This is a genomic window from Streptomyces sp. NPDC051172 (genome assembly GCF_040682555.1).
Taxonomy (GTDB): domain Bacteria; phylum Actinomycetota; class Actinomycetes; order Streptomycetales; family Streptomycetaceae; genus Streptomyces.
The window spans coordinates 95971-119672 of sequence record NZ_JBFBBE010000015.1 but is presented as its reverse complement, the minus strand read 5'-3'; the positions used below and the strand labels follow the sequence as shown (position 1 = coordinate 119672).

20 protein-coding genes and 1 tRNA gene are annotated in these 23702 nt (G+C 70.2%); 13 read left to right on the top strand and 8 right to left on the bottom strand.

Annotation, left to right across the window (positions count from 1 at the left end):
• Window positions 1–66 precede the first annotated feature (66 nt).
• The 7 genes from AB0N07_RS12160 to AB0N07_RS12130 all read left to right on the top strand — a co-directional run bounded on the left by AB0N07_RS12160 (window position 67) and on the right by AB0N07_RS12130 (window position 8245).
• Window positions 67–720 (top strand): SCO family protein, encoded by a 654-nt coding sequence (locus AB0N07_RS12160; RefSeq protein ID WP_365834139.1) that lies wholly within the window; start codon window positions 67–69, stop codon window positions 718–720.
• Complete coding sequence (locus AB0N07_RS12155; RefSeq protein WP_365834138.1) at window positions 717–1166, top strand: copper chaperone PCu(A)C; 450 nt, start codon at window positions 717–719, stop codon at window positions 1164–1166. Before AB0N07_RS12160 ends, AB0N07_RS12155 begins: the two co-directional genes overlap by 4 nt.
• A gap of 13 nt (window positions 1167–1179) precedes the next feature.
• Entirely contained in the window at window positions 1180–3327 is a 2148-nt protein-coding gene (locus AB0N07_RS12150) for a copper resistance protein CopC (protein WP_365834137.1), read from the top strand.
• 8 nt (window positions 3328–3335) lie between these two features.
• Window positions 3336–4640: an iron uptake transporter deferrochelatase/peroxidase subunit gene (gene efeB, locus AB0N07_RS12145; protein ID WP_365834136.1), complete on the top strand. Its 1305-nt coding sequence runs from the start codon at window positions 3336–3338 to the stop codon at window positions 4638–4640.
• 34 nt (window positions 4641–4674) lie between these two features.
• Window positions 4675–5607, top strand: coding sequence for a prephenate dehydratase (gene pheA / locus AB0N07_RS12140; protein ID WP_365834135.1), 933 nt, complete (start codon window positions 4675–4677; stop codon window positions 5605–5607).
• A 545-nt stretch (window positions 5608–6152) separates the two neighbouring features.
• The gene (gene serS / locus AB0N07_RS12135; RefSeq protein WP_365834134.1) at window positions 6153–7430 is read left to right on the top strand and encodes a serine--tRNA ligase; all 1278 of its coding nucleotides are present in this window, start codon (window positions 6153–6155) and stop codon (window positions 7428–7430) included.
• The gene (locus tag AB0N07_RS12130) at window positions 7427–8245 is read left to right on the top strand and encodes an HAD family hydrolase (RefSeq protein ID WP_365834133.1); all 819 of its coding nucleotides are present in this window, start codon (window positions 7427–7429) and stop codon (window positions 8243–8245) included. Before serS ends, AB0N07_RS12130 begins: the two co-directional genes overlap by 4 nt.
• A gap of 15 nt (window positions 8246–8260) precedes the next feature.
• On the opposite strand, the gene AB0N07_RS12125 is transcribed toward AB0N07_RS12130, so the two are convergent.
• From AB0N07_RS12125 to AB0N07_RS12100, 6 genes are all read right to left on the bottom strand, one after another.
• A tRNA-OTHER gene (locus AB0N07_RS12125) sits at window positions 8261–8363 on the bottom strand.
• A gap of 294 nt (window positions 8364–8657) precedes the next feature.
• Window positions 8658–8858, bottom strand: coding sequence for a hypothetical protein (locus tag AB0N07_RS12120; protein ID WP_365834132.1), 201 nt, complete (start codon window positions 8856–8858; stop codon window positions 8658–8660).
• A gap of 103 nt (window positions 8859–8961) precedes the next feature.
• Entirely contained in the window at window positions 8962–9681 is a 720-nt protein-coding gene (locus AB0N07_RS12115; protein WP_365834131.1) for an ABC transporter permease, read from the bottom strand.
• Window positions 9682–9692: 11 nt separating this feature from the next.
• On the bottom strand, window positions 9693–10604 hold the full coding sequence (locus tag AB0N07_RS12110) for an ABC transporter ATP-binding protein (protein ID WP_365834130.1): 912 nt from the start codon (window positions 10602–10604) through the stop codon (window positions 9693–9695).
• Entirely contained in the window at window positions 10601–11509 is a 909-nt protein-coding gene (locus AB0N07_RS12105; RefSeq protein ID WP_365834129.1) for an ABC transporter permease subunit, read from the bottom strand. The genes AB0N07_RS12110 and AB0N07_RS12105 overlap by 4 nt, the downstream gene beginning before the upstream one ends.
• Window positions 11499–12464, bottom strand: coding sequence for an ABC transporter ATP-binding protein (locus AB0N07_RS12100; RefSeq protein WP_365834166.1), 966 nt, complete (start codon window positions 12462–12464; stop codon window positions 11499–11501). Before AB0N07_RS12100 ends, AB0N07_RS12105 begins: the two co-directional genes overlap by 11 nt.
• 233 nt (window positions 12465–12697) lie before the next feature.
• On the opposite strand from AB0N07_RS12100, the gene AB0N07_RS12095 reads away from it, so the two are divergent.
• The 6 genes from AB0N07_RS12095 (at window position 12698) to AB0N07_RS12070 (ending at window position 18940) form a co-directional block, all read left to right on the top strand.
• Window positions 12698–13540, top strand: coding sequence for a M24 family metallopeptidase (locus AB0N07_RS12095; protein WP_365834128.1), 843 nt, complete (start codon window positions 12698–12700; stop codon window positions 13538–13540).
• Window positions 13537–15309 (top strand): SDR family oxidoreductase, encoded by a 1773-nt coding sequence (locus AB0N07_RS12090; RefSeq protein ID WP_365834127.1) that lies wholly within the window; start codon window positions 13537–13539, stop codon window positions 15307–15309. The genes AB0N07_RS12095 and AB0N07_RS12090 overlap by 4 nt, the downstream gene beginning before the upstream one ends.
• Window positions 15310–15352: 43 nt before the next feature.
• Window positions 15353–16285 (top strand): MerR family transcriptional regulator, encoded by a 933-nt coding sequence (locus tag AB0N07_RS12085; RefSeq protein ID WP_365834126.1) that lies wholly within the window; start codon window positions 15353–15355, stop codon window positions 16283–16285.
• A 138-nt stretch (window positions 16286–16423) separates the two neighbouring features.
• Complete coding sequence (locus AB0N07_RS12080) at window positions 16424–16972, top strand: RNA 2'-phosphotransferase (protein WP_365834125.1); 549 nt, start codon at window positions 16424–16426, stop codon at window positions 16970–16972.
• Between the two features lie 92 nt (window positions 16973–17064).
• Complete coding sequence (locus tag AB0N07_RS12075; RefSeq protein ID WP_365834124.1) at window positions 17065–17976, top strand: LLM class flavin-dependent oxidoreductase; 912 nt, start codon at window positions 17065–17067, stop codon at window positions 17974–17976.
• Window positions 17977–18052: 76 nt separating this feature from the next.
• Window positions 18053–18940 (top strand): HAD hydrolase family protein, encoded by an 888-nt coding sequence (locus AB0N07_RS12070; protein ID WP_365834123.1) that lies wholly within the window; start codon window positions 18053–18055, stop codon window positions 18938–18940.
• 37 nt (window positions 18941–18977) lie between these two features.
• Here the strand turns inward: AB0N07_RS12070 and AB0N07_RS12065 are convergent, their stop codons facing one another.
• Both AB0N07_RS12065 and cydD read right to left on the bottom strand, forming a co-directional pair.
• Window positions 18978–20036, bottom strand: coding sequence for a M23 family metallopeptidase (locus AB0N07_RS12065; protein ID WP_365834122.1), 1059 nt, complete (start codon window positions 20034–20036; stop codon window positions 18978–18980).
• Window positions 20037–20179: 143 nt separating this feature from the next.
• Complete coding sequence (gene cydD, locus AB0N07_RS12060) at window positions 20180–23695, bottom strand: thiol reductant ABC exporter subunit CydD (protein ID WP_365834121.1); 3516 nt, start codon at window positions 23693–23695, stop codon at window positions 20180–20182.
• Window positions 23696–23702 lie beyond the last annotated feature (7 nt).

Below are 23702 nucleotides of genomic sequence, written 5' to 3'. Positions count from 1 at the left end.
TGTTGTGCACCGGGGGCCGTACGCCCCCGGTGCACACCGGAGCTCTCACATCTGGGACATTTTTCTATGCGCAAGAAGACGTTCGCCGCGGCCGCGCTGCTCGCCGCCGCCACCCTGACCCTCTCCGCCTGCGGCAGCGGTGACGACAGCAACTCGCCCGTCGCCGTGGTCTCCGAGGACACCTCGCAGAAGGCCGCGACCGTTCTCGACAAGCCGTTCGAGAAGCCGGACCTCGTCCTCACCGACACCACTGGCAAGAAGTACGACTTCCGCAAGGAGACCGCGGGCCGGCCGACGCTGATCTACTTCGGCTACACCCACTGCCCCGACATCTGCCCGCTGACGATGAACAACCTCGCCGTCGCCAAGAAGCAGCTGCCCAAGGCCGAACAGGACAAGCTGCGGGTGGTGTTCGTCACCACCGACCCCCAGCGCGACACCCCGGCCGAACTCGGCAAGTGGCTCAAGGGCATCGACCCCCAGTTCGTGGGTCTGACCGGCGACTTCTCCACCATCCAGGCCGGCGCCCGCACCCTGGGCATCTCCATCGAGCCGACCCACAAGGACAAGAAGACCGGCAAGACCGTCTCGGTCCACGGCACCCAGGTCATCGCATTCTCGCCGAAGACCGACGGCGGCTATGTCCTCTACGGCGACGACGCCACCGTCGACGACTACACCAAGGACCTCCCCAAGATCATCAAGGGGGAGAACCCGTGAGGCACTCCGTCGCTCCCGCCGCGGTACTGGCGGGAGCCCTGGCTCTGGCGGGCTGCGGCGGCTCCGGCGACGCGAAGGCCGACCTGTCCGTCAGCTCCTCCTACATGCCCCAGCCCGTCTCCGACATGGCCGCGGGCTTCCTCACCATCGCCAACAAGGGCGGCACCAAGGACGAACTGACCTCCGTCACCAGCGACGCCGCGGGCAGCGTGACCGTCCACGAGACGGTCGGGCAGTCCATGGAGGAGGTCAAGTCCCTGGATGTCCCCGCTCACGGTCAACTCGTGTTCAAGAGCGGCGGCAATCACCTGATGTTCGAGAACCTGAAGCGCAAGCCGAAGCAGGGCGAGAAAGTGACCCTCGAACTGCACTTCGCCAAGTCCGGCCCGATCAAGGTTGAGATGCCGGTCAAGTCGGCCACGTACAACCCCGCGACCGGCCACTGAGGGAGGGACCACTGTGACCCGGACCATCACCCCCCGCCGTATGCGGACCCTGGCGCTGCTGTTCCTGGCCGTCCTCGGCGTGCTCCTCGCCGGCGCCGGACCGGCTTCCGCGCATGCAGCGCTGACCGGCAGCGACCCCGCCCAGGGGGTGGTGGTCGACAAGGCACCCAGCCAGGTCACCCTCACCTTCTCCGAGAAGGTCGCCACCTCCGACGACTCGCTGCGCGTCCTCGACCCCAAGGGCAAGCGCGTCGACACCGGGAAACCGTCCAACGTGAGCGGCACGTCGTACGCCGTGCCGCTGCACAGCGGCCTGTCGGACGGCACCTACACGGTGGCCTGGCAGGTCGTGTCCGCGGACAGCCACCCCGTCGCCGGCGCCTTCACCTTCTCCATCGGCGCCCCCTCCACCACCACCGTCTCGGTCACCGACCGGACGGTGGGCGGCGGGATCGTCGGCCGGCTGTACGGCTTCGGCCGGTATGTGTCGTACGCCGGCTTCATCGTCATGGTCGGCGGCGCCGCCTTCGTCCTCGCCTGCTGGCGGCGCGGCTCCGGCGTACGGGCGCTGCAGCGGTTCGTGGTCTCCGGGTGGCTCGCGCTCACCTCGGCCACCCTCCTGCTGCTGCTCCTGCGCGGCTCCTACACCAGCTCCGGCAAGGTCGGCGCCATCTTCGACCTGAGCCTGCTCGGGCAGGTGCTGCAGACCAAGTCGGGCGCGGCACTGATCTCCCGGCTGCTGCTGCTCGCCGCGGCGGCCCTGTTCATCGCCGTGCTCTTCGGCGCCTACGCCCGCCCGTCTCCCACCACCACCCCGAACGACGACGCTTCGCGCCGACTGCCTGATTCAAGGGACGACGAGGAGAAGCGGGACCTGACGTTCGGGCTCGCGATCGGTGGATCCGTGGTGGCCGCCGGGCTCGCGGCGAGCTGGGCGATGGCGGAGCACGCCTCCACCGGGCTCCAGCCGGGCGTCGCGATGCCCGTCGACGTCGTCCATCTGCTGGCCGTGGCCGCATGGCTCGGCGGCCTGTGCGCACTCCTCGTGGCGCTGTACCGGTCCGACACTCCGATCGAGGCCGCGGCAGTACGCCGTTTCTCCAAAGTCGCCTTCGGCAGCGTCCTCGCGCTCGTCGCGACCGGCATCTACCAGTCCTGGCGCCAGCTCGGCTCCTGGTCGGCGTTCACCGACACGACGTACGGACAGCTGCTGCTCGTCAAGATCGGACTCGTGGCGCTGCTCGTCGGCATCGCGGGGATCTCCCGGCGGTGGACGGCACGGCTGGCGGACACCGCCATCGTGCAGGCGCACAAGGAAGCGGTGGAGCAGGACACGACGTCGGAGGGCGACGACCTGAGTGTGAAGGAGCCGGCCACCGCCCGGGCCGGAGCAGGCTCGGCGAAGACGGCGACGGCGTCCGCCGACTCCTCGGCCGGCGCAGGACCGAGGGTTGCTCGTGGCTCCACAGCCGAGGGTGGCACCGCGTCCACCACCGGCTCCGAGGAGCCTGACGAGCCCGAGACCGCCGAAGAGTCCCGGGCCTCCGGTGACTCCGCGGTGCCCGCCGACTCCGAGCGCGCCACCCAACTCGCCCGCCAGAAGGCCGCCATGGCCACCGCTCGGCAGAAGCGGCAGCGCGACGCCGACCCCGACCGGTTCGGCCTACGGCGCTCCGTACTCGCCGAGGCGGGCGTCGCCGTCGTCCTGCTCGCCGTCACCACCGTGCTGACGCAGACCGAGCCCGGACGCACGGAACAGGAGGCCAAGGCGGCCACCTCGTCGTCCTCGTCGTCCTCTGCCGGCGCTGACGCGTCGTCCGGCGCGCTGACCCTGACCATGCCGTTCGACACGGGCGGCGCGGACGGCAAGGGCGTCGTGTCCGTGGACCTCGACCCCGCACGCGTGGGCGGCAACGACATGCACGTCTTCGTCCAGCGGCCCAACGGGCGCGCCTTCGACATCCCCGAGGTGAAGGTCGCCTTCACGCTGGACGCCAAGAAGATCGGGCCGCTGCCCGTCAACCCCGACCACATCACCACCGGACACTGGGCGACGAGCAGCGTGCAGATCCCCATGGCCGGCGACTGGAAGGTCGCCGTGACCGTGCGCACCTCCGACATCGACCAGGTGACCGTCTCCAAGAACGCGCAGATCGGCTGAATCGCACCATGGCTGACAAGTCCATTCGGGAGGCCCGCACTCCCGACGCAGCTCGCGACGCGGCTCCGGAGGAGAGCGTTTCCGCGCTCCCCGGAGACGGCATTTCGCGACGGAAGCTGCTCGGCACCGCCGGCGCCACCGGGCTCGCGCTCGGCGCGGCCGGCGGAGCCGTCGGGTATGCCGCCGCACCCTCCACGGCCACCCCGCTCAGCTCAATCGGCTCCAATCGGGTGATGTTCCACGTGAAACACCAGCCCGGCATCACCGAGGGCCTCCAGGCCCGAGGCCATCTCGTCGCCTTCGACCTGACGGCAGGCGCGGGCCGCAAGGAGGCTGCCGCACTGCTGCGCCGCTGGTCGGCGACGGCCGAGCGGCTGATGGCGGGTGAGGCGGCGGCGAGCGACGACACAGATGTCGCGCGGGACGCGGGCCCGTCGTCCCTGACGATCACCTTCGGCTTCGGCCACAGCTTCTTCTCCCGCACCTGCCTGGAGAAGCAGCGCCCGGTCTCTCTCGACCCCCTGCCCGACTTCTCCTCCGACCAGCTCGACAAGGCCCGCAGCAACGGCGACCTGTGGGTGCAGATCGGCGCCGACGACGCCCTGGTCGCCTTCCACGCCCTGCGGGCCATCCAGAAGGACGCGGGCGGCGCGGCCCGTATCCGCTGGCAGATGAACGGCTTCAACCGCACTCCGGGAGCCACCGCCCAGCCCATGACGGCCCGCAACCTCATGGGCCAGCTGGACGGCACCCGCAATCCCAAGCCGACCGAGACCGACTTCGACAAGCGGATCTTCGTGCCGTCCTCGGGCTCCAACGACCCCGCGTGGATGGCGAACGGCTCCTACGCCGTCGTACGCCGCATCCGCATGCTCCTCGACGACTGGGAGAAGCTCCCCCTCAAGGACCAGGAGAACGTCATCGGGCGCCGCAAGTCCGACGGAGCCCCCCTGTCCGGGGGCACCGAGACAACCGCGATGGACCTGGAGAAGACGGACGCGCAGGGGAACTACGTCGTCCCCGGGAACGCCCACGCCCGTATCTCCCGCCCCGACCAGAACGGCGGAGCAGCCATCCTGCGCCGCCCGTTCTCGTACCACGACGGCTTCGACGCGAACGGCGTCCCCGACGCCGGTCTCCTCTTCGTCTGCTGGCAGGCCGACCCGCTGCGCGGCTTCGTCACCATCCAGCGCAAGCTCGACCGCGGCGACGCCCTGTCGAAGTACATCCGCCACGAGGCGAGCGGCCTGTTCGCGGTACCGGGCGGAGCGGCACAGGGCGAGTACGTGGGGCAGCGGCTGCTGGAGGGGTGAGCCGCGTGTGCGTAAGGCCCATTAGGGTGAGGTCATGCCAGCGAGCTACGCGTATCTCGGCCCCGAGGGCACCTTCACCGAAGTCGCCCTGCGCACCCTTCCCGAAGCGGCCACCCGGGAACTGATCCCATACGTGTCGGTGCAGTCCGCGCTGGACGCGGTCCGCGCCGGCGAGGCCGAGGCCGCCTTCGTGCCGATCGAGAACTCCGTCGAGGGCGGCATCACCACCACCCTCGACGAGCTGGTCGCGGGCGCCCCGCTGATGATCTACCGCGAGGTGCTGCTGTCGATCACCTTCGCGCTGCTGGTCAGGCCGGGCACGAAGCTCTCCGACATCAAGACGGTCTCCGCCCACCCGGCCGCCCAGCCGCAGGTGCGCAACTGGCTGAAGAACAATCTCCCGGACGCCCACTGGGAATCCGCCGCCTCGAACGCGGACGCCGCCCGTCTGGTCCAGGAGGGCCAGTACGACGCCGCCTTCGCGGGCGAGTTCGCGGCCGCCCGGTACGGCCTGGAGGCCCTGGAGACCGGGATCCACGACGCCGAGAACGCACAGACCCGGTTCGTGCTGGTCGGCCGGCCCGCCCGGCCGGCGGCCCCCACCGGCGCGGACAAGACGTCCGTCGTGCTGTGGCAGCGCGACGACCATCCCGGTGGTCTGCGCGACCTGCTGGGCGAGTTCGCCACCCGCGGCATCAACCTGATGCTGCTGCAGTCCCGGCCCACCGGTGCCGGCATCGGCAACTACTGCTTCTGCATCGATGCCGAGGGCCACATCTCCGACCGCCGGGTGGCCGAGGCCATGATGGGGCTCAAGCGGATCTGCCTGGAGGTGCGTTTCCTGGGCTCGTACCCGCGTGCGGACATCGGCGTCGAGGACGTGCGCGCACCGCGCCGGGGGACCTCGGACGAGGAGTTCCTCGCAGCGTCGGACTGGGTCGCGCGCTGCCAGGACGGCCGCTTCTAGACCGGTCTGGTCGGCCGGTCCTACCTGCAGATTTTCGTTGTCCACAGAAGTTATCCACAGGCTGGGTTCTCGACCTGGGGACAAGTCGACACGGAACCATGAGTCTGTCGACAAATCCGCCTGCGGAGCCGTCTCGTGTCCACCGACTCGCATGTCACCGTTCGTCCACCTGTTTCCTTTAGGTAATCCTTTGAGGCGACCGCTTTCCACTCGAAAGTGGTGGTAAATCGGGGTCTGGGGCACGATTCCTCGGCGTGACTCACCGGTTTCAGAGTGATCAATTCCGAAATCCACAGACCCCCCGCACAGCCTGTGGATAACTTTCTTCGGGGGTGTGGATCGCTGTGGACAACCAAACCCCAAGTCCCGCTCCTCACAAGGGAATCGGGTCAACCAGGCGCCAACCGCCTGCCCCGTTCCAGGGAGTGAGACGCCTTTTGTTGACACTGCGGGCAATTCGCTCATAACTGAACGTAAGCCACAATTGACGACTGTTGGGAATGGTGAGTCGTGGGCCGTATCCCGGCACCGGTAGCCTTGACCGCGTGATTGACCTTCGCCTGCTCCGTGAGGACCCCGACCGTGTGCGCGCGTCCCAGCGCGCCCGTGGAGAGGACGTCGCGCTCGTCGACGCTCTCCTGTCTGCCGACGAGCGGCGCAGGTCGTCCGGCGTCCGCTTCGACGAGCTGCGCGCCGAGCAGAAGCAGCTCGGCAAGCTCATCCCCAAGGCCTCCGCGGACGAGAAGGCGGAGCTGCTGAAGAAGGCGAGCCAGCTCGCCGCCGACGTCAAGGCCGCCGACGCCGAGCGCGACGCCGCCGACACCGAGACGCAGGAGCTGCTCCTCCAGCTCGGCAACCTCGTCCACCCCGACGTCCCCGTCGGCGGCGAGGAGGACTTCGTCACCCTCGAGACGCACGGCACGATCCGCGACTTCGGCGCCGAGGGCTTCGAGCCCAAGGACCACCTGGAGCTCGGCACGCTCCTCGGCGCGATCGACGTGGAGCGCGGCGCGAAGGTCTCCGGCTCGCGCTTCTACTTCCTGACGGGTGTCGGCGCCCTGCTCGAGCTCGCGCTGGTCAACGCGGCGATCACGCAGGCCACCGCGGCCGGCTTCACGCCGATGCTGACGCCCGCCCTGGTACGCCCGCAGTCGATGGCGGGCACGGGCTTCCTCGGCCAGGCGGCCCAGGACGTCTACCACCTCGACAAGGACGACCTCTACCTGGTCGGCACCTCCGAGGTCCCCCTCGCCGCGTACCACATGGACGAGATCCTCGACGCCGACCGCCTGCCCCTGCGTTACGCGGGCTTCTCGCCCTGCTTCCGCCGTGAGGCCGGCTCGCACGGCAAGGACACCCGGGGCATCTTCCGCGTCCACCAGTTCGACAAGGTCGAGATGTTCTCGTACGTCGCCCCGGAGGACTCGGAGGCCGAGCACCAGCGTCTGCTGCAGTGGGAGAAGCAGTGGCTGACCTCGCTGGAGCTGCCGTTCCGCGTCATCGACGTCGCCTCGGCCGACCTGGGCTCCTCGGCGGCCCGCAAGTTCGACTGCGAGGCGTGGATCCCCACGCAGGGCAAGTACCGCGAGCTGACCTCGACCTCGGACTGCACCGAGTTCCAGTCCCGCCGCCTGTCGATCCGCGTCCGTGACGGCAAGCAGGTCAAGCCGCTCGCGACGCTCAACGGCACGCTGTGCGCCGTACCGCGCACGATCGTGGCGATCCTGGAGAACCACCAGCAGGCCGACGGCTCGGTGTATGTGCCGCCGGTGCTGCGCCCGTTCCTGGGCGGCCGGGAGGTCCTGGAGCCGGTCGCCAAGTGAGCGACGCGTCCGCAACCCCGGGGTTCCCCTACAGACTCATCGCGACCGACCTCGACGGAACGCTCCTGCGTTCCGACGAGTCGGTCTCGCAGCGCACCCGTGACGCGCTCGCCTCGGTCACCGAGGCGGGCGCCGCCCATATCGTCGTCACCGGCCGCGCAGTCCCCTGGACCCGGCACATCCTCGACGACCTCGGCTACGAGGGCCTCGCGGTCTGCGGTCAGGGCGCACAGGTGTACGACGCCGGGAAGCACCGTCTGCTGACGTCGGTGACCCTGGACCGGCAGCTGGCGGGCGTGGCCCTGGCCAAGATCGAGGCGGAGGTCGGCCCGCTGCACCTGGCGGCGAGCCGCGACGGCCTGGACGGCGACGTGCTGGTGGGGCCGGGATACGCGCTCACCGGCGAGCTTCCCGTGACGCCGTTCACGGATGCGTCCGACCTCTGGTCGGCCCCGTTGAACAAGATCTACATACAGCACCCGGAGCTGTCCGACGACGAGCTCGCCGAGGCTGCGCGCGAGGCCGCGGGCGGCTTCGTCACGGTCGCGATGGCGGGTGAGGGCATCGTGGAGCTGCTGCCGCTGGGTCTGTCCAAGGCGACGGGGCTCTCGCTGGCGGCCCGTCGCCTGGGCATCAAGGCTGCGGACACGATCGCCTTCGGCGACATGCCCAACGACATCCCGATGTTCGGCTGGGCGGCACGGGGAGTGGCGATGGCCAACGCCCACGAGGAGCTGAGGGCGGTGGCGGACGAGGTGACGTCCTCCAACCAGGAGGACGGGGTCGCGGTGGTGCTGGAGCGGTTGCTGGGCTAGTTCTTCGGCTTCTTGCGGAGGATGCACGGATCGAACGTGCGCGGGGTGATCCCCGACCTTGACTCGCTTCTGATCGAACACAGCGCAAGCCAGTGCCTTACCACTCGGCCAATCCTCCGGGTGGGTGGCCCACGCGAGAGCGACATCGCGTGCTCGAAGCGGCCACCCCGGGCAGCTCCCCGTGCGGAGCGGGTTCGACGGTGGGGTAACTACACCGGAACCCGCCGCGGGCTGCCCTGTCGGGAGCTGGACGTACTGTCGTGCATGGACATCGCCCGGCTCCTCTCCCAGAACGTGGCGCCGGAGCAGCATTCGAAAGAGCTGGCGTCCGGCGGCGTGGACACAACCACTGTGCCTGTCGGACGAGTTGGACGCCACTGAATAAAACGGCCGGACACCGGCCGTACGAGGATCAGCGCCGCCGCCACTTGCGCCGGCGCGCCTTGCTGAAGAACCAGCCCGCGGGCGGCTCCTCGGAGCGCCAGGGCTGCGGCTCGGGCTCCTCGTCGCGCCAGCGGGCGGCGAGCATGCGGGCCCGGGCAGACGGCTCGGAGGTCTCGGCGCCCCGTATGAAGTCCTCGTCCAGGAGCAGTTCGTCCCAGTCGTCTGCCATTCCCGTTCCTCTCAGTCGTGCATCCCCAGGTGCGTCAGTCGTACATCCCCATTTGCCCAGTCTGCCCGGACAGAGGTGAAGTCCCCGTCAAGGTCAGGGCTTGTCACTCCTCACCGGCGAGCTTCAGGGTGCGCAGCTTCTGACCGGCGTACCAGGTGGCGAGGACGGTCACCGCGACCAGGAAGACCGTGGCCGTGGTCAGGCTGACGTCGGAGGTGACCAGGTCGCCGCCGGCGACCTTGTGGGCGACGGCCAGCGACCACTGCTGGACGCTCAGCGTGCGCGCGCCGGGCACCAGGGAGCCGAACAGGGCTTCCCACACGAGCGCGTACACGAGCCCGAAGACCACCGCGTGCCGGGACACCGTGCCCAGCAGCAGGAACAGGGCCGCGTAGGCGATGGAGGAGACCAGCGCGGCGACCGTGTAGGCGACGGCGATCTGCTGCCCGTTGCCGTTGAGGATGAAGCCGGCGATGAGAGTGGGCAGTGCGGAGAACACCATCGTCACCGCGATCGCAACGATCAGCTTGGTGAAGATGATCGTCGGCCGCTTCAGGGGCTTGGACAGCAGGTACACCACCGAGCCGTCGTCGATCTCCGGTCCGATCGCGCCCGTGCCGGCGATGACACCGATGATCGGCACCATCGTGGCGAGCGCGAGCTTGCCCAGCAGGTCGGAGGCCGTCTGGTCGTCGGCGCCGGTGAGGGCGCGTACGACGATGGAGATCGCGATCAGCAGCAGGGGCAGTGCGCCCAGGATGAGGGCCCGGCGACGGCCGAGCAGGGCCCGGTAGGTGAGCCGGGCGACTGTGGGGTCGTACATCTTTCGGCCTCCTACGCCGCGACCAGGTACGAGAAGACGGACTCGAGGGACTCGTCGGACGGCGAGACCGTGAGCAGCCGGATGCCGTGGTCGCGGGCGACCCTGGGCAGCAGCGCCGTGAACCGGCCGAAGTCGACGGCCTGGATGCGCAACGCGCCCTCGGCGAGGTCGACTTCGATGCCCGATGTCGACGGGTCGGCGATCAGTGCGGCCGCAAGCGCGCGGTCGTCGCTGGAACGCACCAGGTAGCGGTGCGGGCGATCGGTCATCAGGCGGCGGATCTTGCGGAAGTCACCGCTGGCCGCGTGCCGTCCGGCGACGACGACCTCGATGTGCCAGGCGAGCTGCTCGACCTCTTCGAGGATGTGCGACGAGAACAACACCGTGCGGCCCTCGTTGCCCATGCGTCGCAGCAGGTCCATGAGCTGCATGCGCTGGCGCGGGTCCATGCCGTTGAAGGGCTCGTCCAGCAGGAGCAGCGAAGGGTCGTGGACCAGGGCGCTCGCCATCTTCACGCGCTGGCGCATGCCCTTGGAGTACGTGGAGATCTTGCGGTCCTGCGCGTACTCCATCTCGACCGTGGCCAGCGCCTTCTGGGCGGCCTTGGCGCCGAGACCGTGCAACTCGGCGTTGGCGACGACGAATTCGCGTCCGGTGAGGAAGTCGTACATCGCCTCGCGTTCGGGGACGATGCCGATGTGCTGGTAGATCGACTCGTTGCGCCACACCTGCCGGCCGTCGAGGGTGACGGTGCCGGTGGAGGGGGCCAAGAAGCCGGCCATCATGTTGATGAGGGTGGACTTTCCGGCGCCGTTCGGGCCGAGCAGGCCGGTGACGCCGGGGCCGATCGTCATGGTGATGTCGTTGACGGCGACCACGTTGCCGAACCAGCGGGAGACATGGTCGATCTGGAGCGTGGTCACAGTCCCACCTTCTTGTAGCGGCGCATCAGCAGGCCGTAGCTGGCGGCGATCAGGCCCAGGGTGAGCAGGACGTACACCACGCCCTGACCGGTCGAGGGGCCGTGGCCTCCCGGGAGGGCCGGGGTCGCGCCGAGGAAGGCGGACTGCACGCCGTCGATGAGCGTGACCGGTGAGAAGAGACCGATCCATGGGATCGCGCTCGTGCTGCCCTGTGCGTCGGCGATCGCCTGCAGGGTCGAGACGGCGCCGTAGGAGACGATCAGGACGGCGATCACGGCCGCGATGCCGAAGCCGCGGCGCGGGGTGACCGACGCGATGACCAGGCCGATGCCGGCGAAGAGCAGCGAGAGCAGTGCCACGGATACCAGTCCCTCGGCGAATCCCTTGGTCTGGTCGGCGAAGTCGAGCTTGGCCAGCAGCGCGCCCACATAGAGCACGATCAGCGGGGCCGCGGTCAGGATGAACATCGCCGAGGCCAGCGCCGCGTACTTCGCGCGCACGTAGTCGCCGGTCTCGATCGGCCGCGAGAAGTACAGCGGTACGGTCTTGAAGCGCAGGTCGCGCGAGACGGACTGGGGTGCCTGGGAGGCGACGTACAGGCAGATGACGGACTGCATGATGATCGCGTAGCGCGTGTACTCGACCGGCAGTGCGTGCGCCTTGGTGGCGACGGCGACGGCCACCATGATGGCCGCCGGCACGCACATCACCGCGAACAGCAGCATCGGCAGCACCTTGGACTTGATCGAACGGCCGAGGCCGTAGGCGCCGCGCAGGGACTGCGAGTACAGGGAGCGGGTGGCGTAGGAGCGGCCGAGGCGGGGGCCGTCGTAGCTGCGGTAGCCGATGTTGTGGATGCGGGTCTGGTCACCCGGCGCAGCCGCCGAAGGGTGCTCAACTGCCATGGCCGACCGCCTCCTTCCGCTGCTCTTCCTCGCTCTTGAAGACCTCCGCGATGTGGTGCCTGCGCTGCTCCATGCGCACCAGGCCGAGGCCGAGGTCCGCCACGACGTCGCGTACGAGGTCGTACGTCTGATCGCCCTGCGCCGTGAGCAGCAGGATGTGCCCGGCACCCGGCAGGCCGTCGCTGCCGTCGGCGACGTCCACCCCGCGCGCGTGCAGCATCTCGCGCACCACGCGCGTGCCGTCCGGGTGTTCGTCGCTGTCGGTGACCTCGATCGCGAGGGTGGTCGTGGTCTGCGTGAAGTCCGTGGTGGAGCTGGAGCGCAGGAGCTTGCCGCCGTCGATGATCACCACGTGGTCGCAGGTGCGCTCGAGCTCGCCCAGCAGGTGCGAGGTGACCAGCACCGAGATGCCGAAGTCGGTGTGGATACGGCGGATCAGGCCGAGCATCTCGTCACGGCCGACCGGGTCGAGGCCGTTGGTCGGCTCGTCCAGGAAGACCAGCTGGGGGTCGTGGACCAGCGCCTGCGCGAGCTTGACGCGCTGCTTCATACCGGTCGAGTAGCCGCCGATGGGGCGGTAGCGCTCCTCGTACAGACCGACATGGCGCAGCGTGTCCGCGGTGCGCTCGCGCGCGGCCGTCGGTGGCAGCCCGGACATGCGCGCCATGTGGACGACGAACTCGGTGGCCGAGACGTCCGGCGGCAGGCAGTCGTGCTCCGGCATGTAGCCGACCCGCTCACGGATGTCGCCACCCTTGGTCGCGACGTCGAGCCCGAGCACTTCGGCGCGGCCCTCGGAGGCGGGGGACAGACCCAGGAGGATCTTGATCAGTGTGGACTTGCCGGCTCCGTTCGCTCCGACGAGTCCGGTCACCCCGGGCCCGACGTCGACGGAGAGCCGGTCAAGCGCGGTCACCCGGGGGAACCGCTTGCTCAGGCTTTCGGTCGCGATCACAGTCACGGCTTAGACGATAGTGACGCCGACCACGCCGGTCGTCAGACCGCAGAGCTGTCCTGGCATCAGACTCCAGGCGTACGGGTCCGTAGGGGATTCCCCTACCTGAGAGCTACGCAGAGTTATCCACAGCCCGGCCCTCTCCTATTGACGCAGCCTCTAACAACTGTCACATTCACCAGTGTCAAGTTACGGGCACGTACCGCAGTCGGCGTGGACGAGGTGGCGGTGGCATGACGACGGCAGTGACAGGTGAACTCTCCGCGCAGCTGCGCGGGTTCAGGCAAGTGCAACGCCTCGCCTACGAGTGCGCGGAGGCGGTCGCCGCACAGCTCCAGCCCGGGGTGACCGAGCGCGAGGCGGCCCGCATGCAGCGCGCCTGGCTGCGCGAGCGGGGCGTGCGGGACTGGTTCCATCTGCCCTTCGCCTGGTTCGGGGACCGCACGGCGTTCGTGAACTTCCGCATCCCGCTCCAGTTCTTCCCGACCGACCGGCGGCTCGAGCCCGGGATGCCGTTCATCCTGGACATGGCCCCCGTGTACGACGGTTACACGGCCGACATCGGCTACTCGGGCTCCCTCGGGATCAACCCCGTACAGGACAAGCTCATGGCCGACCTGGAGGCGCACCGCGAGCTGATCCTGCGCGAGGTGCGCGAACGGCGCCCGCTGCGGGCGGTCTACGAGGACGTGGACCGCCTCATGGTCCGCCAGGGCTATGCCAACCGGCACCGCGCCTATCCCTTCGGCGTGATCGCGCACAAGGTCGACCGCGTGAAGCAGCGCCGCTGGTCACCACATCTGTTCGGGTTCGGCACACAGTCCCTGAAGGGGCTCGCCTCCGACGCGCTGCACGGCCACCGCGACGGCTGGTCCCCGCTGTGGTCGCCCTACCGCTTCTCCGACCACCCACCGCGGCCGGGCCTGTGGGCGGTCGAACCCCATCTCGGCTTCCGGGGTACGGGCGCGAAGTTCGAGGAGATCATGGTCGTCACCGACTCCAGGGACCCCGAGCAGAGCGCCTTCTGGCTGGACGACGATCTGCCGCACGTGCGGCGCTGGGTGGAGGACAAGTGACGGGCTTTTCCCAGTCGGCGCTGAAGGGCGCACGGGAGCGCCGGGTGAGGACCGGCGGCGTGGAGCTGTGCGTGGCGGAGCTCGGGGACTCCGGGCAGCCGACGGTGGTCCTCGTGCACGGATACCCCGACAGCAAGGAAGTGTGGTCCGAGGTCGCCCCGCGGCTCGCCGAGCGCTTCCATGTCGTCCTCTACGACGTCCGCGGACACGGCCGGTCGACGGCACCGCAGCCGCTGCGCGGCGGCTTCACCCTGGAGAAGCTCACGGACGACTTCCTGGCAGTGATCGACACCGTCAGCCCGGACCGGCCGGTGCACGTGGTCGGGCACGACTGGGGCTCGGTGCAGTCCTGGGAGTTCGTCACCGTCAAGCGCACCGAGGGCCGCATCGCGTCCTTCACCTCGATGTCCGGCCCGTCCCTCGACCACTTCGGGCACTGGATCAACAAGCGCCTCAAGAAGCCCACCCCGCGCCGTGTCGGCCAGCTCCTCGGCCAGAGCGCCAAGTCCTGGTACGTGTATCTGCTGCATACGCCCGTACTGCCCGAGCTCGCCTGGCGCGGCCCGCTCGGCAAGCTCTGGCCGCGCATCCTGGAGCGCTTCGAGAAGGTACCCGGCGGCGACTACCCGACCTCCTCCCTCCCCACCGACGCGGCGCACGGCGCCTGGCTGTACCGGGACAACGTCCGCGCCAGACTGCGCAGGCCCCGCGCGGACGCCTACGCGCACGCGCCCGTGCAGCTCATCACACCCCTGGGCGACGCGTTCCTGTCGGAGAAGCTCTACGACGAACTGGAGCTGTGGGTCCCGCAGTTGACCCGCCGCGCACTCCCGGCCAAGCACTGGATACCGCGCACCCGACCGGACCAACTGGCCGCCTGGATCACCGAGTTCGTGACGGCCACCGAGGGAGGAAAGAGCAAGCTGCCGGCGACCGGCCGGTACGCCGAGCGCTTCGGCGGGCAGCTCGTCCTGGTCACCGGCGCCGGCAGCGGCATCGGGCGGGCCACGGCGTTCGCCTTCGCAGAGGCCGGAGCACGCGTGGTGGCCGTCGACCGGGACGCCGAGGCCGCCGCCCGCACCGCCGAGCTGTCCCGTCTGGTCGGCGCCCCGGAGGCCTGGGCGGAGACGGCCGACGTCTCCGACGAACACGCCATGGAGAAGCTCGCCGAGAAGGTCGCCACCGAGTACGGAGTGGTGGACGTCCTGGTGAACAACGCCGGGATCGGCCTGTCCGGCTCCTTCTTCGACACCAGCCCGGAGGACTGGAAGAAGGTCCTCGACGTCAATCTGTGGGGTGTGATCCACGGCTGCCGGCTCTTCGGCAGGCAGATGGCCGAGCGCGGACAGGGCGGCCACATCGTCAACACCGCGTCGGCGGCCGCGTACCAGCCGTCCAAGGCACTGCCCGCCTACAGCACCTCCAAGGCGGCCGTACTGATGCTCAGCGAGTGCCTGCGCGCGGAACTCGCGGGCCGGGGAATCGGGGTGAGTGCGATCTGCCCGGGCTTCGTCAACACCGGCATCACCTCGACGGCACGCTTCGCCGGCGCGGACGCCGAGGAGGAGAAGCGGCGCCAGAAGAAGGCGGCCCGACTGTACGGCCTGCGCAACTACCCGCCGGAGAAGGTCGCCGACGCGATCCTGCGGGCGGTCGTGCGCAACGAGGCGGTCGTGCCGGTCACTCCGGAGGCCCGGGGCGCCCACTTCATGGCCCGGTTCACCCCGCGCGCACTGCGGGCGATCGCACGCCTGGAACCACCGCTGTGAGGGGGCAGTTGCTCAAGAACGCCGGCGGACGGAGGCACTCTGCATGCAGTCGCCGTACCGGATAGAGGATCTGGCGCACCACAGCGGCGCCACCGTCCGCACCATCCGCGCCTACCAGGACCGCGGCCTCCTCCCCCGTCCCGAGCGGCGCGGCCGCGCCAACCTCTACTCGGACGCGCATCTCGCCCGCCTGCGCCAGATCGCCGACCTCCTGGACCGCGGCTACACCCTGGCCTCCATCAAGGAGCTCCTGGAGGCCTGGGACGCGGGCCGCGGGCTGGGCGGGGTGCTCGGGCTGGTGGCGGAGGTCGACGGCCCGTGGACCGACGAGGAGGCGGTACGGATCTCGCGTGCCGAACTGGACGAGCGCTTCGGCGGCGATCCCGACGACGCGGCGGTCGCCGACGCCGTGGAGCTGGGTGTGCTGGAGCCGGTTCCCGGCGACGAGGACACCTTCCTCGTACCGAGTCCCCAAGAGCTCGCCGTGGCAGTCGAGTTGCATGCGGCCGGTGTACCGCTGGCCGCGATCTCGGGCCATCTGCGGGAGTTGAGGGGGCAGGTCGAGCACATCGCCGCCCGTTTCCTGGAGTTCACCACCGAGCACGTCTTCGCCCGCTACCTCGGCGGACCGCACCGCCCGACGGACGCGGACGCGACAGAAGCCGCCTCGCTCGTACGGCGACTGCGGCCCCTCGCGCAGCAGACGGTGGATGCGGAACTCGCCCGGGCGATGCGGCTGTTGGCGGTACGGCAGCTGCGACAGCAGCTCGGCGCCGGGGAACCGGTACCAGACCGTCCTGCGTCACGTTCCGTGTCGTTGCCCGCGGAGACAATGCGGGCGGTGGAGGAGCTGGTTGGGTCGGAGGGGGCGGCGGAGTTCGTGCGTCTGGCGGCTGAACGGGAGGTACGGGCAAGGGCATTGGATGCGCTCACGTCAAGGGTGGCGCCCCCAATCGATCTTGACGAACACCGCTGACATGTATGCGGAGTTGTCCACAGAACAGTCAACTAGCCTGTGGATAACACTAGTTGCTTGTGGATCAAACCTCCCCACCAAAATATTCTGCGTGATCCCCGTCTCTCCCGTCATGCTGAACGGATGGACGAAAGACGCATGGATGAAAGACGCACCGTAAAGGTGTCGAAGTACCTCTCGAAACACCTGCGCCACCAGCCCGAACGGATCGGGCTGACGCTCGACGAGGCTGGCTGGGTCGAGATCGACGTGCTGATCGCCGCGGCCGCGGCGCACGGCTTCCGCTTCACCCGCGAGGAGCTGAACCACGTCGTCGCCGTCAACGACAAAAGGCGCTTCGCCGTCGAGGGCACCCGGATCCGCGCCAGCCAGGGCCACAGCGTCGAGGTCGACCTCGGACTCGACCCGGCCGCCCCGCCGCCGTACCTCTACCACGGGACCGTGGCCCGCAACCTGGACGCGATCCGCGCCGAGGGCCTGCGACCCATGAACCGGCACGACGTGCGCCTCTCGCCGGACCGGGAGACCGCCACCCGTGTCGGCGCCCGCCGCGGCCGGCCCGTCGTGCTCTCCGTGGACGCGGCCGCCATGCATCGCGACGGGCACGTCTTCCACGTCAGCGAGAACGGGGTGTGGCTCACCCAGGCCGTGCCGCCTCAGTACCTGTGCTTCCCTCAGCCGCACTGACGCACAGCCCCCGCCCGCCTCGACGCGTGGCCGTGTGACCGCGCACGGTGACCGTTTCGTCCGTTGTCGGTGGGGCCGCTTAGTCTCGGGGCATGAGTCTGCGTCTGAGCACTGTGATCCTCCCGTACCGCCGCTGGCACGAGGGCGGCCGTTCGGCATGGCAGCGCGCGGAGCAGCTCGGCTTCCACACCGCTTACACCTACGACCACCTGTCCTGGCGCAGTTTCCGGGACGGCCCGTGGTTCGGTGCCGTACCGACCCTGACCGCGGCGGCGGCCGTCACCGAGCGGATGCGGCTGGGCACCCTGGTGACCTCGCCGAACTTCCGCCACCCGGTGTCGTTCGCGAAGGAGCTGATCTCCCTCGACGACTTCTCCTCGGGCCGGCTCACCCTCGGCGTGGGTGCGGGTGGCAACGGCTTCGACGCCACGGTGCTGGGGCAGGAGCCCTGGACCCCGCGGGAGCGCGCGGACCGGTTCGCCGAGTTCGTCCAGCTCCTGGACCGGCTGCTGACCGAGGACGGCAAGGAGGGGCTGTCGTACGAGGGCGACTTCTACTCGGCGCACGAGGCGCGCAACATACCGGGCTGTGTGCAGCGGCCCCGGCTGCCTTTCACGGTGGCGGCGACAGGCCCCCGCGGACTGCGGCTCGCCGCACGGTACGGGCAGGCGTGGGTGACCACGGGCGACCCGAGGCTGTACGAGAACGGCACGTCTGAACAGTCGATTCAAGCCATTCGCGGCCAGGCCGAGAAGCTGGCCGACGCCTGCGCCGAGATCGGCCGGGACGTGACCGGGCTGGACAAGGTCCTGCTCACCGGTTTCACCCCGGACCGCGGCCGGCCGCTGGAGTCGCTCGACGCGTTCGTGGACTTCGCGGGCCGCCACCGGGAGCTGGGCTTCACCGAGATCGTGCTCCACTGGCCCGTCCCGGACTCCGACTTCGCCGCCGACGAGCAGGTCTTCGAGCAGATAGCCATGGAGGCCCCGGCGCAGCTCGGCTGAGCGGACGGCCTGTGACGGCGCTGATGAGAGCGGTAACCACTCACATGCGCGGACTCCCGCACGGCCGTGCAGGCATATGCGGGAGAATGGGCGGGTGACCTCAGCGACTCGACAGCCCGAGACCCCGGCCGCCGCCGCAGCGCCGCGGCTCATAGCCACCGATCTCGACGGCACCCTCCTGCGGGACGACAAGTCGGTCTCCCCGCGCACGGTCGCCGCGCTTGCCGCCGCCGAGGACGCGGGCATCGAGGTCTTCTTCGTGACCGGCCGCCCGGCCCGCTGGATGGACGTCGTCAGCGACCATGTGCACGGCCACGGCCTGGCGATCTGCGGCAACGGCGCGGCCGTGGTCGACCTGCACGGCGGCCAGGGCGCCCACCGGTTCGTGAAGGTACGGGAGCTGGCCCGGGACAACGCCCTGGACGCCGTACGGCTGCTGCGCGACGCGGCGCCGGGCACGGTGTACGCGGTGGAGCAGACATACGGCTTCCACCAGGAGCCGGACTATCCGAAGCTGCACATGGAGATTCCGGACAACCTCATGCCGGCCGAGGACCTGCTGGCGCCGGACGGGCCCAGCGCTGCCGAGCCGGTGCTGAAGATCCTTGCCTATCACCCGTCCCTCGATCCGGACGGCTTCCTCACCGCCGCCCGTCTCGCCATCGGCGACCGGGCGAGCGTCACCCGCTCAAGTCCCAGCGCCCTGCTGGAGATCAGCGGCCCCGGCGTTTCCAAGGCGAGCACGCTCGCCCTGTGCTGCGCTGAGCGCGGCATCTCGCACGAGGAGGTCGTCGCCTTCGGGGACATGCCGAACGATGTGGAGATGCTCACCTGGGCGGGTCAGTCCTATGCGATGGGCAACGCGCATCCGGACGTCATCGCCGCGGCCTCGGGCCGCACGGTCGCCAACAACGACGACGGGGTGGCGCTTGTCATCGAGCGGATGCTGGCAGAGCGGCGTTAGCCGTCCGTGGTGACCCGGGAATCCCTGGTCGTGCTGGTCATGCGAGGGGGACACCTCGTGCCGCGAGCCATGGCACCGGGTCCACCGCGGAGCCCATCTCCGGGGTGACACGCACCTCGAAGTGCAGATGCGGGCCGGTGGAGTTGCCGGTGGTGCCCGACTGGCCGATCCACTGCCCGGTGTCCACCCGGTCGCCCTGGTCGACGGCGACGGCGGCGAGATGGGCGTACTGCGTGTAGTAGCCGCCCGGGTGCTGGATCACGATCTCGATGCCGAAGGCGCCTCCGCAGGACACGCTCACCACCCGTCCCGCACCGACCGCCCGCACCGGCGTGCCGATCGGTACCGCGAAGTCCTGCCCGGTGTGCCGGTTCGCCCACCGGGCACCGCCGCTGCCGAAGCCGGCGGACAGTACGTACGTCTCCACGGGCGCGACCCACGGCTGCGTGGACTTCGTCGTCGGCTGGTGGAGCCGGACGGAGCCGCGGCAGCTGCCTGCCGCGACGGAAGCCGCCGCCTGCCCCTGCAACTTCCCACGCGCCTCCTCGAGTTTCCGCTCGATGGTGCCCTTCACGGCGGCGAGCTCGATGTTCCGTTGTTCCAGCGCCTGCCATGCCGCCCTGGCCTTCGCCTCGTCGGCGGCGAAGCGTGCCTCGGCCCGGTGGCTCCTGGCGACCGAGCCCGCCAGGGCCAGGTGCGCCTGAGTCAGGACGTGCTGACTGCGCATCAGCACATCGGGGCTGTCCGCGAGGATCAGCTGCGCGGCCATTGGGAGGCCGCCGCCGGTGCGGTACTGGGCGCGCGCCATCCGGCCGAGGTCCTCGTGCAGGCGGGCGATCTCCTGCCGTTCGCCGTCCAGCAGCGCCTGGGCCTGCTCGGCCTGCGCCCGCTGCACGTCGGCCTCCTGGCGACCGGCTTCGTACTGCTGCGTGGCCAGTGCCGCGTCCTCGTAGAGCTGCTCGACCTGGGCGCTGATGCCGCTGCCGATCTCCTCCCCGTCGCCCACGCCCATCGCCTCCGTGGGCCGGGCCACAGGCATGACGAGCACACACAACAGGACCGGAAGGAGCAGCGGATGACGGCGGAATGAGCGCATGTCAGCGATCGTGACCCGACCGGCCGGGACCGGTCATGTCCAAGTCCTACGCCTGGGGGAAACAGCACCCCGGATGGCTCAGCGCGGACCGTCCGCGACACGGTTGGTACGGCGTCTGCCGCACCGTGAGCGCTGCGCTCGTGCTACGTCGTCGCTCCGGCCGGCGACTCCGTCTCCGCCTCCCGCTGCAGCATCGCCTGCAACGGCCCCGGTACGGCGGCAAGTTCGGCGTACGTCCCGCGCTGCACCACCCGTCCTTCGTCCAGTACGACGACCTCGTCGACCGCCTCCAGGCCGGCCAGCCGGTGCGTGATGAGCAGCGTCGTGCGGCCCTCGGTGGCGGCCAGCAGGTCGGCGGTGAGGGCGTCGGCCGTCGGCAGGTCGAGGTGTTCGGCGGGTTCGTCGAGCACGAGAACCGGGAAGTCGGCGAGGAGTGCGCGGGCCAGCGCGAGGCGCTGCCGCTGTCCGCCCGACAGCCGGGCGCCGTGTTCACCGACCATTGTGTCGAGCCCGTCGGGCAGGCTGTCGGCCCAGTCCAGCAGCCGGGCCCGGGCCAGCGCGTCGCGCAGGTCGCCCTCGGTGGCGTCCTTCTTCGCCAGCAGCAGGTTCTCGCGTACCGAGCTGTCGAAGAGGTGCGCGTCCTGGGCGCACAGCCCGACGAGCCGTCGTACGTCGTCGCCGTCGAGCGCCTGGGCGTCCACACCGGCCAGCGTGTACCAGCCCGCGTCCGGGTCCAGGAAGCGCAGCAGCACCTGCGCCAGTGTCGTCTTGCCGGAGCCGGACGGCCCGACCACCGCGATCCGGTGTCCTTGGTGGAGGGTGAGGTCGAGGCCGTCGAGCGCATCCCGGTCCTGCGCTTCGTACCGGGCGGTCAGACCCTTCAGGACGACCGGGAAGGGGGAGATGGGGGCCTGCCGGGGCTGCTCCGGCTCCCGTACCGGCTCGGGCGCGTCCAGGACCTCGTACACGCGTTCCGCGCTTCTGCGCACCCGTTGCCGGTGCTGCACGGCGAGCGGCAGCCCGAGGACCGCCTCGAAGGCAGCCAGCGGGGTGAGGACGACGACGGCCATCGCCACGCCGCCCAGCCGCCCGTCGGCGACCGCCTGGGCGCCCACGAGGGCGGTGGCGGCGACCGTCAGACCGGAGAGCAGCGCGGTGAGTCCGTCGCCGAGAGCGGTGGCGGTGGCGGCGCGCGAGGCGATCCGGGTGAGCGTGCCGTCGGCGCGTCGCGCCTCCGCGGTACGAGCCGGCAGGGCGCCGGCGACGGTCAACTCCGCGGTGCCGGTGAGCAGATCGGTCACGCGGGTCGCGAGCACTCCTCGGGCGGGGGCCAGCCTGCGTTCGGCGCGGTGCGCCACGGCACCGGTGACCAGCGGGACACCGCCCCCGGCCGCCACCAGCCCGACGGCGAGCGCGAGGCCGGCCTGGGGCAGCAGCCAGGTGGTGAAGCCGACGGACGCGGCGGACACGATCGCCGCGGATCCGGCGGGCAGCAACCAGCGCAGCCAGTAGTCCTGCAGGGCGTCCACATCGGCGACGAGCCGCGAGAGCAGGTCGCCCCGGCGGGTGCTGCGCAGCCCCGCGGGCGCCAGTCGCTCCAGCCGCCGGTAGACGGCGACCCTAGTGTCGGCGAGCATCCGCAGCACCGCGTCGTGCGACACGAGCCGCTCGGCGTAACGGAAGACGGCCCGCCCGATACCGAAGGCCCGCGTCGCGGTCACGGCAACCATCAGATACAGCACGGGCGGCTGCTGCGAAGCCCGCGAGATCAGCCACCCGGAGGTGGCCATGAGCCCGACGGCACTGCCGAGCGCAAGGCTGCCGAGCAGCAGGGCAAGGGCGAGACGACTGCGCCGGGGGCCGGACATGGCCCGGACGCGGGCGAGGACAGCGCGCGTGCCCAGCGCGAGACCTCCCGTCCCGGTCTCCTCCGGAGCGGCGGCCTCGACACGGTGAACCTGGGACGTCACAGCTCCGGACTTCCCGGAAGCGGCGGGGGCCACAGGTCGCTCCAGCGGCGCTGCCGCGTCCGCCGTCCCCAGCCGTACCACCTGGTCCGCCACCCTCAGCAGCGCCGGCCGGTGCACCACCAGCAGCACCGTCCGCCCCACCGCCAGCCGCCGTACCGCCTCCACGACCTCGGCCTCGGTGGCGCCGTCCAGGGCCGCCGTCGGCTCGTCGAGCAGCAGTACGGGCCGGTCCGCGAGGAACGCGCGGGCCAGCGCGAGCCGCTGCCGCTGCCCGGCGGACAACCCGGCCCCGTCCTCCCCGAGCACGGTCTCCGCGCCCCCGGGCAGCGCATCCACGAACTCCAGCGCCCCGGCATCGCTCAACGCTTTGCGTACGGCGGTGTCGTCGGCGTCGGGCCGGGCCAGCCGAACGTTCTCGTCGATCGTCCCGGCGAACAGATGCGGCCGCTGCGGCACCCAGGCGATCCTCGACCGCCACTGCTCGAGATCGACCTCGGCGAGATCGGCTCCCCCGACCCGCACCCGCCCCTCGGTCGGCCGCACGAACCCCAGCAGGGCGTTCAGCAGTGTCGACTTGCCCGCGCCGCTCGACCCGACGAGCGCGACGGTCTCGCCGGGCTCGACGGCGAAGGACACTCCCGACACGGCATCGTCGGACCTCCCGGGATACCGGACCGTCACCCCCTCGAAGGCAATACCGCCCGCGGGCACGGCGGCCGTGCCCGCTGCCGGTACAGGTGTCTCCAGGACCGCGAAGATCTCCTCGGCCGCCGCAAGCCCCTCCGCCGCCGCGTGGTACTGCGCGCCGACCTGCCGCAAGGGCAGATACGCCTCGGGCGCGAGGACGAGGATGACAAGGCCTGTGTACAGGTCCATCTCGCCGTGCACGAGCCGCATGCCGATCGCTACGGCGACCAGCGCGACCGACAGCGTGGAGAGCAGTTCGAGCGCAAAGGACGAGATGAAGGCGATCCGCAGCGTCCCCATGGTCGCCTGCCGGTACTCGCCGGTGATGCGCTTGATCGACTCGGCCTGCGCCTTGGCCCGCCCGAACACTTTCAGCGTCGGCAGCCCTGCTACGACATCCAGGAAGTGTCCGGACAGCCGGGACAGCAGCTGCCACTGACGGTCCATCCGGGACTGCGTGGCCCAGCCGATCAGAATCATGAAGACCGGGATGAGCGGCAGGGTCCCCACGATGATCGCCGCCGAGACCCAGTCCTCGGTGACGATCCGGGCCAGCACCGCCACCGGCACGACCACCGCGAGCCCCAACTGCGGCAGATAGCGCGAGAAGTAGTCGTCGAGGGCGTCGACCCCGCGGGTGGCGAGGGCAACGAGCGAGCCGGTCCGTTGCCCGCTCAGCCATCCCGGCCCCAGCTCGACAGCACGCTCCAGCAGCCGGCCCCGCAGCTCCGACTTCACCGCCCCGCTCGCCCGGTGCGCCGCGAGTTCGGTGAGCCACGAGACCAGTGCTCGGCCACCGGCGACGGCCGCCAACAGCAGCAGGGGAGTGCCGAGTTCATCCACCGACATCCCGTGCTGGAAGGCGCCCACCACCACCTCGGCGATGAGCATCGCCTGAGCGATGACCAGCGCCGCACCGATCACGCCCAGGCCGACGACCGCCACCATGAAGAGACGGGTGACACGGGCGTAGCGGAGCAGCCTCGGGTCGATCGGTTTCACGTGAAAC